The following is a 16909-nucleotide window of genomic DNA, read 5'->3' as shown; positions in this document are numbered from 1 at the left end:
TCCCATGGTGCATTGCTCACGGCGGGTACGGTGCAAGCGCCATGCCAGCGGCGCGCCCGGGCAGCGGCGGCATCCGTGGAAAGAAAAGCGACACTTTTGGGCAGCTTCGGACCAGTTGCGTCGGCCCAGGCCGGGCAGCGGCCTGTCTTGCGGACAAAAAAAAGGAGCCGAAGCTCCTTTTTGGTACTGCGGTGACCAGGCTGAAATTACAGCATGGCTTTCAGCAGACGCGCCATTTCCGACGGGTTTTTGGTCACGGTGATGCCGCAAGCTTCCATGATTTCCAGCTTGGCTTGTGCCGTATCGGCACCGCCCGAGATCAGCGCGCCGGCGTGGCCCATGCGCTTGCCTGGAGGAGCGGTCACGCCAGCGATGAAGCCGACGACCGGTTTTTTCATGTTGTCTTTGATCCAATACGCCGCATTGGCTTCGTCCGGACCGCCGATTTCGCCGATCATGATGACCGCGTCGGTATCTGGATCATCATTGAACATCTTCATGATGTCGATGTGCTTCAGACCGTTGATCGGGTCGCCGCCGATGCCGACTGCCGACGATTGGCCCAGGCCCAGTGCGGTCAATTGACCGACTGCTTCATAGGTCAGGGTACCCGAACGCGATACCACGCCGATGCGGCCCTTTTTATGGATGTGACCTGGCATGATGCCGATCTTGATTTCGTCTGGCGTGATCAAGCCTGGGCAGTTAGGGCCCAGCAGCAGCGTTTTGCTGCCCGACTTGGCCATGCGGTCTTTCAAGGCCATCATGTCACGTACAGGAATGCCTTCGGTGATGCAAATGGCCAGATCCATTTCAGCTTCGACAGCTTCCCAGATCGCCGCTGCCGCGCCTGCTGGCGGCACGTAGATCACGGAAACGTTGGCGCCGGTTTCTTGTTTCGCTTCGGTGACGCTAGCGAAAATAGGAATGCCTTCGAAGTCTTCGCCGGCTTTCTTCGGGTTCACGCCTGCCACGAAGGCAGCTTTGCCGTTCGCGTAGTCGCGGCAACCGCGGGTGTGGAACTGGCCGGTCTTGCCGGTGATCCCTTGGGTAACGACTTTGGTATCTTTATTGATCAGAATGGACATGTTGATTCCTTAATTAAGCTTGACCGGCAGCAGCGGCAACGACGCTCTTGGCTGCATCTTCCATGGTGTCGGCTGCGATGATAGGCAGACCGGAATCGGCCAGCATCTTTTTGCCCAGATCTTCGTTGGTGCCCTTCATGCGCACCACCAGCGGTACGTTCAGCGAAACGGCTTTCACCGCGGCGATGACGCCTTCGGCGATCACGTCGCAACGCATGATGCCGCCGAAAATGTTCACCAGGATGGCTTTCAGGCCTGGGTTTTTCAGCATGATCTTGAACGCTTCGGTCACTTTTTCTGCCGTGGCACCGCCGCCGACGTCGAGGAAGTTGGCTGGCTCGCCGCCGAACAGTTTGATCGTGTCCATGGTGGCCATGGCCAGGCCGGCGCCGTTCACCAGGCAACCGATGTTGCCGTCGAGCGAGATGTAGGCGAGGTCGAATTTCGACGCTTCGATTTCAGCTGGATCTTCTTCGTCCAGATCGCGCAGGGCGATGATTTCCGGGTGACGGAACAGGGCGTTCGGGTCAAAGTTGAACTTGGCGTCCAGGGCGATGACTTTGCCGCTGCCGGTGACGATCAGCGGGTTGATCTCGGCCAGCGAGCAATCGGTTTCCCAGTAGGCTTTGTACAGGCCTTGCAGGTTGACGCGGGCGTCAGCGATCGAACCGGCAGGCACGCCGATTTTGGCGGCGATGTCGTCTGCCTGGGCATCGGTCAGGCCGACGCTAGGCTCGATGGTGACGTGGTGGATCTTCTCAGGGTGGCTCTCGGCCACTTCTTCGATGTCCATGCCGCCTTCGGACGAAGCCATCAGGACGATTTTCTGGGTAACGCGGTCGGTGACCAGCGAAACGTACAGTTCTTGTTTGATGTCGGCGCCTTCTTCCACCAGCAGGCGGTTGACTTTCTGGCCTTCGGCGCTGGTCTGGTGCGTGATCAGCTGCATGCCCATGATCTGGTCAGCGTATTCTTTGACCTGTTCGATCGATTTTGCCACTTTCACGCCGCCGCCCTTGCCGCGGCCACCTGCGTGGATCTGCGCCTTGACGACCCATACCGGGCCGCCCAGGGTTTCCGCGGCCTTGACTGCCTCGTCGACGGACATGCACGGAATGCCGCGTGGTACCGTCACTCCGAATTGCCGGAGGATTTCTTTGGCTTGATACTCATGGATTTTCATGCTGGCTTCCCTTCTGATACTGATTTGTAAAAATACGGTTAGTGGTGCAAAAAAACAGGAAATACAGCGCCGGGGTCACGCTTTGGCTACCCAGCGCGGGTAGTACTGTGCAACTGCCCCGCCATCGGTGCGCAAGGCGTGACACTTGTCGAGTTGAAACGGCTTTTCATGCGACAAATCAGCATTCTCACCGTCACGGGTCGACCAGACATCGCCGGCAAATGCCTGAACCGTCGCAGTCGGCAAGACTTGCGCCAGTTCCGTCAAATGGGTACAGCCAGCGATTCCCGCCAGGCGCTGTTTCAAGTCGCGGCGGAAATTCTTCAATAAATTCAAACCGATCAGCGCACTGTAAGCGGGGCCGATGGTATCGCAAAAACCGGGATAGGGCACGGCATCGGAGGCGGCTTCGGCCTCGACGATGGTCAGTTCGCGATCGACGGTAATGCGTAAATGGAGGTCATGCAGGGGAGTGCCGGCGGGACGGGGGCCAGAGGCCAGGGTCGCGTCATAGCTTTTGATATCAGTGATACGGGCGTCAATATCCCACAGGCCGTCGTCGCGCACATACGCTTGGACGTCGATAACGCGGGAGTGCCGTAGGGCGCGCCGGGATACGGGAGTTGACAGGGGCATAAGACCGATGCCGCTTGCGCGGCCAAAATTTAGTAAGCAGCCATGTGCATAAAGCACGCCGTTCGCAGCTTCTACGAACAGCAACCGCACCTGCGGCGCCGCAAAAACCCTAAAAGTGTAGCACATTGCGCGCAGGTTGCGCCGCAACATAATTTTTCATTGCATCGTTAAAAACATTTCAAATTATAAATAGAAAACAGTGATTTTCATGAAGTCATTCACGAAACAAATGATTGATATCATAAAAATCACTACCATCGTCATGCCGCGAGGTGTTTCGGCCTCAGCATCAATCGGCCACGCCCAGCGCCTGCAGGATGGGCAGTACGGTGACGCGGAAGCTTTCCGCCTGCACGTCCAATTCAGCCAGGTTGTCTTCGTCCGTCGTCAGCACTGTGCCATTGCGTACCATGGTTTGCTGCAGTGCGCGCAAAGCCTGCCAGGCAAATGCCGCCCAGGCGTCGGCCTCCAGATGCCCTTCCAGTCTGGCCAGCAGGAACAACTGTTGCAGATGCAACACACCGACACCACCGCCCGTCACCGGGCTGGCCAATGCGGCCAGGTCGGTGCGGCCCAGGGCCTTTTCCAGCAGATGCCGGTTCAGCCTGGCCGTGGCCGGCCGCGCCAATGCGATCACGGCGTCATCCTGTACCGGCGAGATGCAGGCTTTATGCGCCAGCACCAGCAGCATCTGCAGCAGGCTGCCCAGGTCAGCCAGGCCGGCGGGCAAACGCTGTTGCAGTTCGGCTATGGTATGCGGCTTGCCGTCACCGAGCAGTTCCAGCAGGGGGCCATACACGGCCGGGTCCAGGTCGGCCTCGCCCAAGGCGCCCGTCACCTTCATGGTGATCTGCTCGACCGGCGCCACCAGCAGGATGCGTATGGCGCGCAGTGCGGCAGCCTGTTCATGGGCGCTCAGCTTGCGACTGCCCTTGACCCAGTAATCCTGGCGAAACTGCCGGTTCAGCAGAAAATCGGCGGTGTTTTCGCGGAAAGTGGCATCCGGAATCTGCGCCAGGAAAGCCAGGTGTTCGGGCGAGAAATTGAGCGGGGCAACATGATCGGAGTAGGCAGCCGAACCGGCAAACTCGAGCTTGCCCCCTGCCAGCACCGGCTTGATGGCCGAAAACGATACCGGTTGCCAGTAATGATTGAAGTATTCGTGGGACAGATAATTCGGATCCTGCTCGCTGAGCTGCTGCAACCTTAGCGCAATGGTGGGATTGGCCAGCAGGTAGCGCGGCTTGGTCTCCATCATGCGGTTGACGAAGGATAGCGCGCTGCCCACGCGCGTCAGGGAGTCCTGCCCCGGCGCACTCAGCACGCGGCTGTGCTGCTCCATCAGGTCGCGGATCGGCGCCATCGCCGCCCAGCCCGCCTGCGTGTTGTAGCTGATGTACAGCACGCCGCCCGGCTTGAGCTTGCGCGCCAGGAAGTCGCTGATATGCGCCTGGTTTTCCGGCGAGATCCAGCTCCAGATACCGTGCAGGGCGATGAAATCGAAGTCAGGCAGGTCGCTGCGGGCGCAAAAATCCTGGAACGATTGTTCCGACAGCACGGCGCCATTGCCGGAGACCTCGGCCAGTTCCTGCGCAAAGGCAGTCTGGGCCGGATTGAAATCGGTGCCATACCAGCGTGTGCCGGACGCTGCGGCATGGATATTGACGGTCATGCCCTGGCCAAAGCCCAGTTCGCATGCGGTGCTGACCTTCGGCGGCTGTATGCCCCAGCTCAGCAGCAACAACTGTATGCGCAAGGGGTTCAATTCCGTGTAATAGCCGTAAGTGTATGCGGTTTCGGCCGTGTAGCCGGCATGCCAAGCGCTCATCAGGTGTCCCGTATATCAAGTAAAAAAGCTGGGACGCAACATGCGCAGCAGCAATTAGGCAGAATAACTGATCCTTGCTGTCAAGTTAATAAATATTACTCATCGTCGGGCTCCAGGCCTTTCAAGGCCACCTGCACGGCGCGCTGCGAAAAGCCGCGTTGCATCAGGAAGCGCACCTGCTTGTTGCGCTGTTCGGCATCCTGCGCCACTTCACCGAATTTGCGGCGCCACACTTCGCAGGCGCGCGCGGTCTCGCCTTCGGCCAGGCCCGCCTTGAGTTCCTGCAGCGCCTCACCGCCTATGCCATGGCTTTGCAATTCCGCCATGATGCGGCTATTGCCGAAACGGGCCGAGCGGCGATGGATCAGCGATTCGGAAAAGCGCTCCTGCGACAGCCAGTTGGCTTGCTCCAGGCTGTCGAGCAAGGCTTCCACATCATCGCCTTCCTGCGCATGGCGCTGCAGCTTGCGCCGCAATTCCATGCGGCTATGCTCGCGCATCGACAGAAAGCGGAGCGCCCTGCCCTTCAGGCTTAGTTGTACTGCAGCCATACACCCACCTTGTCTTTCATTCCACGATCACAGCACCCAAACACAATCGCCGCCCGGCGCAACAGCGCGGGACGGCGATCAGGGTCCTACCTTGCGGCAAGCCATGCGTAGGTCGGATCAGGCCCCTTGGGCCGTAATCCGACAACATTGTTGACGTCTGTGGTGTTGTCGGATTACGCACGGCTTTGCCGCGCCAATCCGACCTACTCTGCCTTGGCTTCCGCCTTGGCAGCCTTGTCGGCGGCTTTATCCGCTTTTTCCGGCTTTTCAGCAGCCAGCGGTGGCAGTTCGCGCACGCCCAGCGACGCGCGGACCTTGTTTTCGATTTCGCGGGCCAGCGCCGGACGCTCTTGCAGGAAGGCGCGGGCGTTGTCCTTGCCCTGGCCGATGCGTTCGCCGTTGTAGCTGTACCACGAACCGGATTTTTCCACGATCTTGGCATCCGAGCCCAGGTCCAGGATTTCGCCTTCGCGCGAGGTGCCGGCGCCGTACAGGATGTCGAAGTGCGCTTCCTTGAACGGTGGCGCGATCTTGTTCTTGACGACCTTGACCTTGGTTTCGTTGCCAATCACTTCATCGCCGGACTTGATCGAGCCGGTGCGGCGGATATCGAGGCGCACGGAGGCGTAGAATTTCAGCGCATTGCCGCCGGTGGTGGTTTCAGGGCTGCCGAACATCACGCCGATCTTCATGCGGATCTGGTTGATGAAGATGACCAGGGTATTGGTGCGGTTGATGGAACCGGTCAATTTACGCAGGGCTTGCGACATCAGACGCGCTTGCAAGCCTGGCAGCGAGTCGCCCATGTCGCCTTCGATCTCGGCGCGTGGCGTCAGTGCGGCCACGGAGTCGATGACGACCAGGTCGACGCTGCCCGAACGCACGAGGGCGTCGCAGATTTCCAGTGCCTGCTCGCCCGTGTCCGGTTGCGAGATCAGCAATTCGTGCAGGTTAACACCCAGCTTTTGCGCGTAACCGACGTCGAGCGCGTGCTCGGCATCGATAAAGGCGCACGTGCCGCCGAGTTTTTGCATTTCAGCAATGGTTTGCAGGGTCAAGGTGGTTTTACCCGACGATTCAGGACCGTAGATTTCCACCACGCGGCCGCGCGGCAAGCCGCCTACGCCCAGCGCGATATCGAGGCCGAGCGAACCGGTCGACACGACTTGCACTTCTTCGATCACCGCGCTGGCATCCATGCGCATGACCGAACCTTTGCCAAACTGCTTCTCGATCTGCGCCAGTGCGGCGGCGAGCGCCTTGGCTTTTTCCGATGCGGGTACTACAGCTTTTTTATCGTCCATATGTTCTTTCAGCCGTTCTACAGTTGCGAATCCAGTTGAATCCTGCAGCCTGCGATAGCGCCAGTGGGTTAAATTCTTTACACAGACAGTACTGTATAAAAAAACAGTGATCAATGCAAGCGGAACGTGGATTTGTTTTGAAACAGATCAATACAACCCTGGTTTTTCACAAAAACTATCCACCTTGCGGAAAATGAAACACAATACACACTTCAGATGTCCTGATGTTGCAAGCATAGGAAGTGCACCATGCGTATTTTACTTGCCGAAGATGACAGCGTGCTGGCCGATGGCCTGACCCGCTCGCTGCGCCAGTCCGGTTATGCCATCGACTACGTGAAGACCGGCCAGGAGGCCGATACGGCCCTGTCCACCCAGGAATTCGACCTGCTGATCCTCGATTTGGGCCTGCCGAAGATGTCCGGCCTGGAGGTGCTGCGCCGCCTGCGCGCGCGCGCCTCGCTGCTGCCGGTGCTGATCCTGACGGCTGCCGATTCCATCGAACAACGCGTGAATGGCCTCGACCTCGGTGCCGATGATTATATGGCCAAGCCGTTCGCCCTGTCGGAACTGGAGGCAAGAGTGCGCGCCCTGACACGCCGCGGCGCCGGTGGCGGCGCCACCGTCATCAAGCACGGCCCCCTCAGCTACGACCAGGTGGGGCGCAGCGCCTACATCAACGACCAGATGCTCGACCTGTCGGCGCGCGAACTGGGCTTGCTGGAAATCCTGCTGGGCCGCACCGGCCGCCTCGTCTCGAAAGAGCAACTGGTCGACCACCTGTGCGAATGGGGTGAAGAAGTGTCGAACAACGCCATCGAGGTGTATGTGCACCGGCTGCGCAAGAAGATCGAGGTGGGCGGGGTGCGCATCGCCACCGTGCGCGGCCTCGGCTATTGCCTGGAAAAATACTCGGAAGCGGCGCGCCTGAACGCCGAAGCGAGCGAAGCGGCAGGCCCGGCCAGCGGCCCCGCCAGCAAGTGAAGGCGCGCGAAGCGCCAGCGGACGAGGTGGACGACGACGACTGGTTCGAGCCGCCCACCACGGAGCAGGATGACACCATCGAGCATTCGCTGTTTGGCGAAATCCTCGACTGGATGCTGGCGCCCTTGCTGCTGCTGTGGCCGATGAGCATCGCCATCACCTACTTGGTGGCCAAGGGTATCGCCAATCAACCGTTCGACCATGCGCTGGAAGACAGCGTGACGGTGCTGACGCAGCAAGTCAAGCAGGCCGACGGCGCGCTGCTGCGCCGCGTGCCGGACAAGAATCGCAGCGGCCGCGACTTCCTGCGCGCCGACGATGTCGACACCCTGTATTACCTGGTGGTGGGCGGGCGCGGCGAATACCTCGATGGCGACCGCGACTTGCCGCCGCCGCAAGAGCCCGACAAATACCGCAGCGGCATGGTGCTGTTTCGCAACGACACCATCCACGGCACGCCCGTGCGCGTGGCGTTTACCTATCTCGACATGCCGTCCGGCAGCGACGACGAACCGCGCCGCACGCTGGTGCAAGTGGCAGAGACGCTGGAAAAGCGCGCCCAGTTGGCCAATGAAATCATCAAGGGCGTGATCTTGCCGCAGTTCATCATCCTGCCCGTGATCCTGGCCCTGGTCTGGTTTGCCCTGGCGCGCGGCCTGTCGCCGCTGGCACAATTGCAGGAGCGCATACGCGCCCGGCCGCCCGACGACCTCTCTCCCATCGAATCGGGCCAGGTGCCCGAGGAAATCACGCCATTGGTCGGTTCGCTCAACGAGATGCTGGCGCGGCTATCGCTGTCGATCGACATGCAGAAACGCTTCATCGCCGATGCCGCGCACCAGATGAAAACGCCGCTGGCCGGCATGCGCATGCAATCGGAGCTGGCCCTGCGCCAGACCGACCACGACGAGATTCACCGCTCGCTGCTGCAGCTGGCGAAAAGTTCGGAAGCGGCCACGCGCCTGGTGAACCAGCTGCTGGCCCTGGCGCGCGCGGAAAACCAGCCGCAGGCGGGCACGGCGTTCGAGCCGATCGAGCTGAGCGAACTGGCGCGCGGCGTGGTGCAGGACTGGGTGCAAGCGTCGTTTGCCCAGCATATCGACCTGGGCTTCGAACAACCCGCGTATTCGATCATGATTTCCGGCAATCCCATGATGCTGCGTGAACTGCTGAGTAATCTGATCGACAATGCCCTGCGCTACACGCCCGCTGGCGGCAGCGTCACGGTGCGCGTGCGCAGCACCCTGGAACTGGCCATCCTGGAAGTGGAGGATACGGGCCCCGGCATACCGCAGGGCGAGCGGGCGCACGTGTTCGAACGCTTTTACCGCATTCTCGGCAGCAATGTCGATGGCAGCGGCCTGGGCCTGGCCATCGTGCGCGAAATTGCCCAGCAGCATGGCGCCGAAGTCGATATTTTTAACAATCCGCGCGCGCAGTCGCCGAAGCTGCCGGGCACCCTGCTGCGCCTGAGCATCGCCCTGCTGTTGCCGGACGCGCCAGAAGAGGATGACATCACGTATGGATAAGCCCAGCCTTCCCGCGGCGGCGCTGCGGCCGGCGCGCACGCCCAGCCCCGAGCTGCAGGCGCGCCGCGACGTGCACTGGCACAAGACGCGGCGCCTGACGGCCATCCTGCTGCTGATCTGGCTGCTGACGGGCTTCCTGACCGTGTTTTATGCGCGTGAACTGTTGCACCTGAACCTGTTCGGCTGGCCGCTGCCCTTCTATATGGCGGCCCAGGGCGCCTCGCTGGTGTATCTGGCCATCATCGCCTTGTATGCCTGGCGCATGCGACGCCTGGACCGCGATTTTCATGCCGAGGAGCAAACATGAGCGGCCAGCGCAGCTTCTTTGCGCGGCTGTGCCGCTACTATTTGCTGTTTACCGCCGGTTTCGCCGCCTTCCTGCTGGCCCTGTCGGTGCTGGAACAGGAAGGCATGCCGCGCGCCTGGATCGGCTACCTGTTCATGCTGGTCACCATCACCCTGTACGCCACCATCGGCGTCATCAGCCGCACCTCGAACGTCACCGAATACTATGTGGCGGGGCGCAGGGTGCCGGCCATGTTCAACGGCATGGCCACGGCCGCCGACTGGATTTCGGCCGCCAGCTTCATCAGCCTGGCCGGCGGCCTGTACCTGAACGGCTTCGACGGTCTGGCCTTCATCATGGGCTGGACGGGTGGCTACTGCCTGGTGGCGCTATTGATCGCGCCCTACCTGCGCAAGTTCAGCCAGTACACGATTCCCGACTTCCTCGCCGCCCGCTACGGCAGCGGCACCGACAAACGGGGCGCCAGCGTGCGCGTGGTGGCCGTGGCCGCCACCATCATCGTCTCGTTTACGTATGTGGTGGCGCAGATTTACGCCGTCGGCCTGATCGCCTCGCGCTTCACGGGCGTCGATTTTTCCGTCGGTATCTTCCTGGGCCTGGCCAGCATCCTCGTTTGCTCCTTTCTGGGCGGCATGCGCGCCATCACCTGGACGCAGGTAGCGCAGTACATCATCATCCTGGTCGCCTTTCTGATTCCCGCCATGTGGCTGTCGGTCAAGCATGCGGACAATCCCGTGCCGCAGATCGCCTACGGCAAGGTGCTGCCGCAACTGAGCGCGCGCGAACACGTGCTGGAAACGGACCCGAAGGAAAACGAAGTGCGGGCCATCTTCCGCCAGCGCGCACAGAGCTACCAGGAGCGCATCGCCGGCTTGCCCGGTTCCTGGGAGCAAGGCCGGCTGGCGGCCCAGCGCCAGCTCGATCATTTACGCCAGCGCAATACCTCGCTGTTCGATATCCGCAACGCGGAGCGCTACCTGATCGCCTATCCGAAAAGCCCGGACGAGGCACGCGTGCTGTGGCAGGCGGCGCAGGCGCAAAACCAGAAACGCGCCGAACCCATCATTCCGCACGCGCAGCCGTTTCCCGCCGCCGATCGCGAGCAATCGGACATCAAGCGCAACAATTTCCTGGCCCTCGTGTTTTGCATGATGCTGGGCACGGCCGCCCTGCCGCATATCCTCATGCGATCCTACACCACGCCCTCCGTGCACGAAACGCGCGTCTCCGTCTTCTGGGCCCTGTTTTTCATCCTGTTGATCTATCTCACGATTCCTGCGCTGGCCGTGCTGGTCAAGTACGATATTTATTCGGCACTGGTAGGCACGCAATACACGAACCTGCCCACCTGGGTGTCGTACTGGGCCAATGTGGACAAGCTCAGTCCCCTGATCAGCATCGTCGACGTCAACCGCGACGGCATCGTGCAACTGGCGGAAATTTCCATCGATGCCGACGTGCTGGTACTGGCCACGCCCGAGATCGCCGGCCTGCCCTACGTGATTTCCGGCCTGGTGGCGGCCGGCGGCCTGGCCGCCGCCCTGTCGACGGCGGACGGCTTGCTGCTGGCCATTTCAAATGCCCTGTCACACGATATCTATTACAAGGTGGTCGATCCCAGCGCCTCGACGCAAAAGCGCGTGACGATTTCCAAATTGCTGCTGCTGGCCGTGGCCTTCATCGCCGCCTATGCGGCTTCGCAAAAGCCAGCGGACATTTTGTCGCTGGTGGGCGTGGCCTTTTCCCTGGCCGCCTCGACCCTGTTCCCGCCGCTGGTGCTGGGCGTGTTCTGGAAACGCGCCAATTACCAGGGGGCGCTGGCCGGCATGTTCACGGGCTTTGGCGTCTGTCTCTACTACATGCTGCACACCAGCACCATGCTGGGTGGCACCCCGGACGGCCAATGGCTGCATATCGCGCCCATTTCCGCCGGCATCTTCGGCGTGCCGACCGGCCTGGCCGCCGCCATCCTGGTCAGCTGGCTGACACCGGCGCCGGGGCGCCGCAGCACGGGGCTGGTGGAACATATCCGGGCGCCGGAATAAAAGCGCATCAAGGCCTGGGAGTGGCGTGGAGAAATTCCTCGACAGAACGATCGGAAAAGACAGCGCCCCGGCAAAAAAGGAGTAGGCTGGAGGGCCGCTCCATTTACGAGGAAATCCCATGCCGTCTGGAAAAATTCTTGTTGCCCAGGGAGGCGGCCCCACCGCCGTCATCAACCAGTCGCTGGTGGGCGTGGTGCTCGAATCGCGGCGCTTTCAGCATGTCACGCGCGTGTATGGCGCGCTGCACGGCGTGCGCGGCATTATCAATGAAGAATTCGTCGATCTGACGCAGGAAACCAGCCACAACCTGGAACTGGTGGCCGCCACGCCGTCCTCTGCCCTCGGCTCCACGCGCGACAAGCCCGATATTGCCTACTGCCAGCAAATCTTTGAAGTCTTGCGCGCGCACGAAATCGAGCATTTCTTTTACATCGGCGGCAACGATTCGTCCGACACGGTGCGCATCGTCAGCGAGGAAGCGCACAAGGCCGGCTATCCGCTGCGCTGCATCCACATCCCGAAAACCATCGACAACGACCTGGTCGGCAGCGACCACACGCCCGGCTTTCCCTCGGCCGCGCGCTTCGTCGCGCAAGCGTTCGCTGGCGCCAACCTCGACAATGCGGCCTTGCCCGGCGTCTACGTGGGCGTGGTGATGGGCCGCCACGCGGGCTTCTTGACGGCCGCCTCGGCGCTGGGCAAGAAGTTCCCCGACGATGGCCCGCACCTGATCTACGTGCCGGAAAGAGTCTTCGTGCTGGAGAATTTTCTCGCCGACGTGAAAGCCACGTATGAGAAATACGGCCGCTGCGTGATCGCCGTCTCGGAAGGCATCCACGATGCCTCGGGCGAACCGATCGCCAGCCTGCTGGCGCAACAGGTGGGCAATGAGGTGGAACGCGATGCGCACGGCAATGTGCAATTGTCGGGCACGGGCGCGCTGGCCGACCTGCTGTGCGACGAAATCAAGACCAAACTGGGCATCAAGCGCGTGCGCGGCGATACCTTCGGCTATTTGCAACGCTCCTTCATCGGCTGCGTCTCCGACGTCGATCAACGCGAAGCGCGCGAAGTGGGAGAAAAGGCGGTGCAGTTCGCCATGTGGGGCGACCGCGACGGTTCCGTCGCCATCAAGCGCACGGGCTTTTATTCCGTCGACTACGAGCTGCTGCCCCTGACGGAAGTGGCAGGCAAGACGCGCACCATGGAAGACGAGTTCATCAGCGCCAGCGGCACGGACGTGACCGATGCTTTCCGGCTGTATCTGCGCCCGCTGCTGGGTTCAGGCATGCCCGATGCGTTCCGCCTGCGTGCAGCCAAGGTGGCAAAGGTCTTGAAACCTTAGCTGTTTTCTGCCAGCAACAGCGGCCGTAGTTTCACGGCCGCGTCCTTCAACTGCGGCACGTGCTGCAGCAGCTGCTCCACGGACTTTCTCGCCACGGGCGCGTGGCAGGCGACGGCCGCCACGATGCGCCCGTCGGCCGCGCAGATGGGTACGGCCACGGCCACCATGCCGTGCACGAATTCCTCGTCATCGATGCCGATGCCCAGGCGGGCGATGCGCACGATCTCGCGCTCAAGCAGCACGGGGTCGGTGATGCTTTTCGGCGTGCGCGCCTGCAAGGTCAGCATGGCCAGCAACTCGCGCCGCTCCAGCAAGGTCATGTGTGCCAGGAATAATTTTCCGCTCGCCGTGCAATGCATGGGCGCGCGCGTACCGAGCACCAGGTGCAGGCGCAGCGGTTCCTGCGTTTCCACCCGGTCCACATACACGATCGCGTTGCCCTCGGGAATGGCCAGGTTGCACGTCTCGCCCGTGGCCGCCACCAGGCTGCCCAGGATGCTGCGGCTCACGCGGATCAGGGCATTGTTGCGCAAGGTCGCCAGCGCCAGGTTGGTCGAAGCGGCACCGGGCACGTAGCCGCGTCCCACGGGCGTGCGCAGCACATAGCCGTGCTGTTCCAGCGTATCGAGCAGGCGCATCATGCTGGCCTTGGGCACCTGCATGCGCGCCGCCAGCTGCGACAGGGTCAAGGGCTGGCTGGCGCTGGCCAGGTGCTCGATCAGGCGCAGCACGCGCAAGCCGCGCGCCTCGTCGCCATGGCTGGCCGCCGCGCTGGCAGCCACCGCGCCGCCCGCCGAACTGTCTTCTTCGGCCTCGGCTGGCCGTTTTTGAAACGCATCCTGCATGTTCTGTTTCACCTCTCGCGTATGCGGCTGTTTCCGCTTGTCCCGGCGCTGCTCGTCTTTTATAAATGGAACCAGACGTTCCAAAACATCAAATAAAAGACCAGTGTATCGCAAAAATCGCCCGCAAAGGCAAGCGATGCCGCCAACGCAGGAGACCAGGGCAATGTTACAAACACACTACGATTACATCGTCGTCGGCGCCGGTTCGGCCGGCTGCGTGCTGGCCAACCGCCTGTCGCACGACAGCAACAACCAGGTATTGCTGCTGGAAGCGGGCGGCAAGGACAACAATCCATGGATACACGTGCCGGTCGGCTATTTCAAGACCATGCACGATCCCAAGCTGGACTGGTGCTACCGCACGGAAGCGGACGCCGGCATCGCCGGGCGCCAGTTGCAATGGCCGCGCGGCAAGGTCCTGGGCGGCTCCAGTTCACTCAACGGCTTGCTGTATGTACGCGGCCAGAAAGAAGACTACGACCGCTGGGCCGAACTGGGCAACGCAGGCTGGAGCTATGCCGAGGTGCTGCCCTATTTTAAAAAATCGGAAGACCAGGAACGCGGCGCCAGCGACTACCATGGCGTGGGCGGTCCCTTGAAGGTGTCGGACCTGCGCCTGCGCCGCCCCATCGCCGAACATTTTATTGCCGGCGCCACGGAAAGCGGCATCCCCTTCAATGCCGATTACAACGGCGCCACGCAGGAGGGCGTGGGCTACTTCCAGCAAACGGCCAGCAAGGGCTTGCGCTGGAGTACGGCGAAAGCCTTTTTGCGGCCCGCCCGCAAGCGCAGCAACCTGCGCGTGGAAGTGCGCGCGCACATCATGCGCGTGCTGTTCGAGGGCAAGCGCGCCGTCGGCATCGAGTACCGGCAAGATGGCCAGCTGCGCCAGGCGCACACCAGGGGTGAAGTGATTTTATGCGCGGGCGCCATCGGCTCGCCGCACATCCTGCAATGCTCGGGCGTGGGGCCGCGCGCCCTGCTCGGTGCAGTCGGCGTGCCGCTCGTGCACGACTTGCCCGGCGTGGGGCAGAACCTGCAAGACCATTTGCAAATCCGCCTGGTCTTCAAGACGCGATTAAAAACCCTGAACGATGAAGTCAACAGCCTGTGGGGCAAGCTGTGGGTGGGCATGCAATATGTGTTTTCCCGCTCGGGGCCACTGACGTTGGCGGCCAGCCAGGTGACGGTGTTTACCAAATCCTCGCCCGAGGTGGAGCGGCCCGACATCCAGTTCCACATGCAGCCGCTGAGCGCCGACAAGCCGGGCGAAGGCGCGCATCCGTTTTCCGCCTTTACGTCGTCCGTGTGCCAGCTGCGCCCGCACAGCCGTGGTCACGTCTCGATCAAGTCCGCCGATCCCCTCGCCTATCCGGGCATTTATCCGAATTACCTGTCCGACCCGCGCGACCAGCGCACGGCAATCGCCGCCCTGCGCGTGGCCCGAAAAATCGCCGCCGCCCCGTCGCTGGCGCCGCACATCATTTCCGAGTTCGTGCCCGGCCCGCAATTCGAGACGGATGCGCAGCTGCTGGACGCTGCGCGCCGCTTCAGCCAGTCGATCTACCACCCCAGCGGCACCTGCAAGATGGGGCATGACGCCATGGCCGTCGTCGATGACCGCCTGCGCGTGCACGGCATGCAGAACCTGCGCGTGGTCGACGCGTCGATCATGCCGGAAATCGTCTCGGGCAACACGAATGCGCCCACCATCATGATCGCCGAAAAAGCCGCCGACATGATCCTGGCGGACGCCGTGCGCCTGCCGCGGGCGGCCTGACCCACCCATTCCATTCCCGGCAAGGAGGATGTCAGCGGCGGGCAGACGGCCCCGCCCCTCAATGACCCGGCGACAAGCCAGGCATCAAAAAAACACACATAATCGATATCGATTGGAGACTAGATATTATGGATAACAATCCGAACCATCCGAAAAAAGCCAAAGAGCTACGGAAAGTCGTGATGGCCAGCGTGATCGGCGCCACCATCGAGTGGTACGACTTCTTTTTATACGGCGTCGTCGCCGGCATCGTGTTCAGCAAGCTGTATTTCCCGGGCGGCGATCCGCTCGTCTCGACCATGCTGGCCTACGGCACCTTCGCCGTGGGCTTTTTGTCGCGCCCCATCGGCGGCGTGATCTTCGGCCATTTCGGCGACAAGATCGGCCGCAAGAGCATGCTGGTGATGACCCTGATGATCATGGGTGTCTCCACCTTCCTGATCGGCGTGCTGCCGACCTACGACCATATCGGCTACTGGGCGCCGGGCCTGCTGCTGTTCCTGCGCGTGCTGCAGGGCATCGGCCTCGGTGGCGAATGGGGCGGCGCCGTGCTGATGGCGTATGAATATGCGCCGCCGAAAGAACGCGGCTTCTATGCCAGCCTGCCGCAGATCGGCCTGGCCATCGGCCTGTGCCTCGCTTCGGGCGTAGTGGCGATCCTGTCGTACAGTCTGACGGATGCGCAATTCTTGTCATGGGGCTGGCGCGTCGCCTTCATTTTATCGGCGGCCCTGGTCTTCATCGGCATGTGGATACGCCTGAACGTGATGGAAACGCCGGAATTCCAGGCGGTGAAAGAGAAGAACGCGGAGACGCAGATTCCATTTTTCGACCTGCTGAAACGCTATCCGGGCAATGTATTGAAAGGCATGGGCGCGCGCTATATCGACGGCGTGTTCTTCAATATCTTCGGCGTGTTTTCCATCACTTATCTGACCAACACCATCAAGATCGACCGCACCGAAGCGCTGATGGGCGTGATGGCGTCGGCCGTCGTGATGTGCTTTTGCATCCCCTTCTTCGGCCGCCTGTCCGACCGCATCGGGCGCAGCAAGGTGTTCTTCTGGGGCGCATTGATCACGGGCGTGTCGTCGATTCCCGCCTTCTGGATCATGCTGCATCACGCCGACAATCCGCTGCTGCTGTGGTGTTCCGTGATCATCCCTCTGGGCGTGCTGTATTCGGCCGTGTACGGCCCGGAAGCGGCCCTGTTCTGCGACCTGTTCGACGCCAAGGTGCGCTACACGGGCATCTCCTTCGTGTACCAGTTCTCCGGCATCTTCGCCAGCGGCCTGACGCCCATCATCGCCACCTACCTGCTGAAAACGGGCAATGGCGAACCGTGGCACATCGTCGGCTACATCCTGTTCGCCTCCCTCGTCTCGGCCGTCAGCGTGGCCATGATCGGCAAGGGCGGCGCGCAACCGGATGGCCACATGAAGCCGGCGCACGCGCGGTAGACATCCGGGCGTAAAAAAAGGCAG

The 16909-nt window shown here is 61.7% G+C and carries 14 protein-coding genes; 7 read left to right on the top strand and 7 right to left on the bottom strand.

Annotation, left to right across the window (positions count from 1 at the left end):
• Positions 1 to 206 precede the first annotated feature (206 nt).
• The 6 genes from sucD to recA all read right to left on the bottom strand — a co-directional run bounded on the left by sucD (position 207) and on the right by recA (position 6590).
• On the bottom strand, positions 207 to 1088 hold the full coding sequence (sucD, locus tag CLU93_RS14360) for a succinate--CoA ligase subunit alpha (protein ID WP_071075329.1): 882 nt from the start codon (positions 1086 to 1088) through the stop codon (positions 207 to 209).
• 13 nt (positions 1089 to 1101) lie between these two features.
• Positions 1102 to 2271 carry an ADP-forming succinate--CoA ligase subunit beta gene (sucC, locus tag CLU93_RS14355; RefSeq protein WP_099761992.1) on the bottom strand — a complete coding sequence of 390 codons (1170 nt, stop codon included), beginning with the start codon at positions 2269 to 2271 and terminating at the stop codon, positions 1102 to 1104.
• A gap of 75 nt (positions 2272 to 2346) precedes the next feature.
• Positions 2347 to 3057 (bottom strand): DUF2889 domain-containing protein, encoded by a 711-nt coding sequence (locus CLU93_RS14350; protein WP_373629848.1) that lies wholly within the window; start codon positions 3055 to 3057, stop codon positions 2347 to 2349.
• Positions 3058 to 3196: 139 nt separating this feature from the next.
• The gene (locus CLU93_RS14345) at positions 3197 to 4735 is read right to left on the bottom strand and encodes a class I SAM-dependent methyltransferase (protein ID WP_099761991.1); all 1539 of its coding nucleotides are present in this window, start codon (positions 4733 to 4735) and stop codon (positions 3197 to 3199) included.
• A gap of 95 nt (positions 4736 to 4830) precedes the next feature.
• A complete protein-coding gene (gene recX, locus CLU93_RS14340; RefSeq protein WP_099761990.1) occupies positions 4831 to 5286 on the bottom strand; it encodes a recombination regulator RecX in 456 nt (151 codons plus the stop codon).
• A gap of 203 nt (positions 5287 to 5489) precedes the next feature.
• Entirely contained in the window at positions 5490 to 6590 is a 1101-nt protein-coding gene (gene recA, locus CLU93_RS14335) for a recombinase RecA (protein ID WP_096238005.1), read from the bottom strand.
• A 249-nt stretch (positions 6591 to 6839) separates the two neighbouring features.
• Between recA and CLU93_RS14330 the strand changes: the two genes are divergently transcribed.
• The 5 genes from CLU93_RS14330 (at position 6840) to CLU93_RS14310 (ending at position 12800) form a co-directional block, all read left to right on the top strand.
• Positions 6840 to 7574 (top strand): response regulator, encoded by a 735-nt coding sequence (locus CLU93_RS14330; protein ID WP_099761989.1) that lies wholly within the window; start codon positions 6840 to 6842, stop codon positions 7572 to 7574.
• Positions 7571 to 9103 carry a sensor histidine kinase gene (locus CLU93_RS14325; protein WP_373629847.1) on the top strand — a complete coding sequence of 511 codons (1533 nt, stop codon included), beginning with the start codon at positions 7571 to 7573 and terminating at the stop codon, positions 9101 to 9103. Before CLU93_RS14330 ends, CLU93_RS14325 begins: the two co-directional genes overlap by 4 nt.
• On the top strand, positions 9096 to 9410 hold the full coding sequence (locus CLU93_RS14320; protein WP_099761988.1) for a DUF4212 domain-containing protein: 315 nt from the start codon (positions 9096 to 9098) through the stop codon (positions 9408 to 9410). Before CLU93_RS14325 ends, CLU93_RS14320 begins: the two co-directional genes overlap by 8 nt.
• Positions 9407 to 11455, top strand: coding sequence for a sodium:solute symporter family protein (locus tag CLU93_RS14315; protein ID WP_099761987.1), 2049 nt, complete (start codon positions 9407 to 9409; stop codon positions 11453 to 11455). Before CLU93_RS14320 ends, CLU93_RS14315 begins: the two co-directional genes overlap by 4 nt.
• Positions 11456 to 11573: 118 nt before the next feature.
• A complete protein-coding gene (locus CLU93_RS14310) occupies positions 11574 to 12800 on the top strand; it encodes a 6-phosphofructokinase (protein ID WP_099761986.1) in 1227 nt (408 codons plus the stop codon).
• Here the strand turns inward: CLU93_RS14310 and CLU93_RS14305 are convergent.
• A complete protein-coding gene (locus tag CLU93_RS14305) occupies positions 12797 to 13657 on the bottom strand; it encodes an IclR family transcriptional regulator (RefSeq protein ID WP_257224968.1) in 861 nt (286 codons plus the stop codon). The two genes, CLU93_RS14310 and CLU93_RS14305, sit on opposite strands and share 4 nt — an antisense overlap.
• Positions 13658 to 13808: 151 nt before the next feature.
• Between CLU93_RS14305 and CLU93_RS14300 the strand changes: the two genes are divergently transcribed.
• Together CLU93_RS14300 and CLU93_RS14295 are read left to right on the top strand one after the other, a co-directional pair.
• On the top strand, positions 13809 to 15425 hold the full coding sequence (locus tag CLU93_RS14300) for a GMC family oxidoreductase (protein WP_099761984.1): 1617 nt from the start codon (positions 13809 to 13811) through the stop codon (positions 15423 to 15425).
• Positions 15426 to 15553: 128 nt separating this feature from the next.
• Positions 15554 to 16885, top strand: coding sequence for an MFS transporter (locus tag CLU93_RS14295; RefSeq protein ID WP_099761983.1), 1332 nt, complete (start codon positions 15554 to 15556; stop codon positions 16883 to 16885).
• Positions 16886 to 16909: the final 24 nt, after the last annotated feature.

This window comes from Janthinobacterium sp. 35, assembly GCF_002754575.1.
GTDB lineage: Bacteria > Pseudomonadota > Gammaproteobacteria > Burkholderiales > Burkholderiaceae_D > Janthinobacterium > Janthinobacterium tructae.
This window is presented reverse-complemented; position numbering and strand designations above follow the sequence as displayed.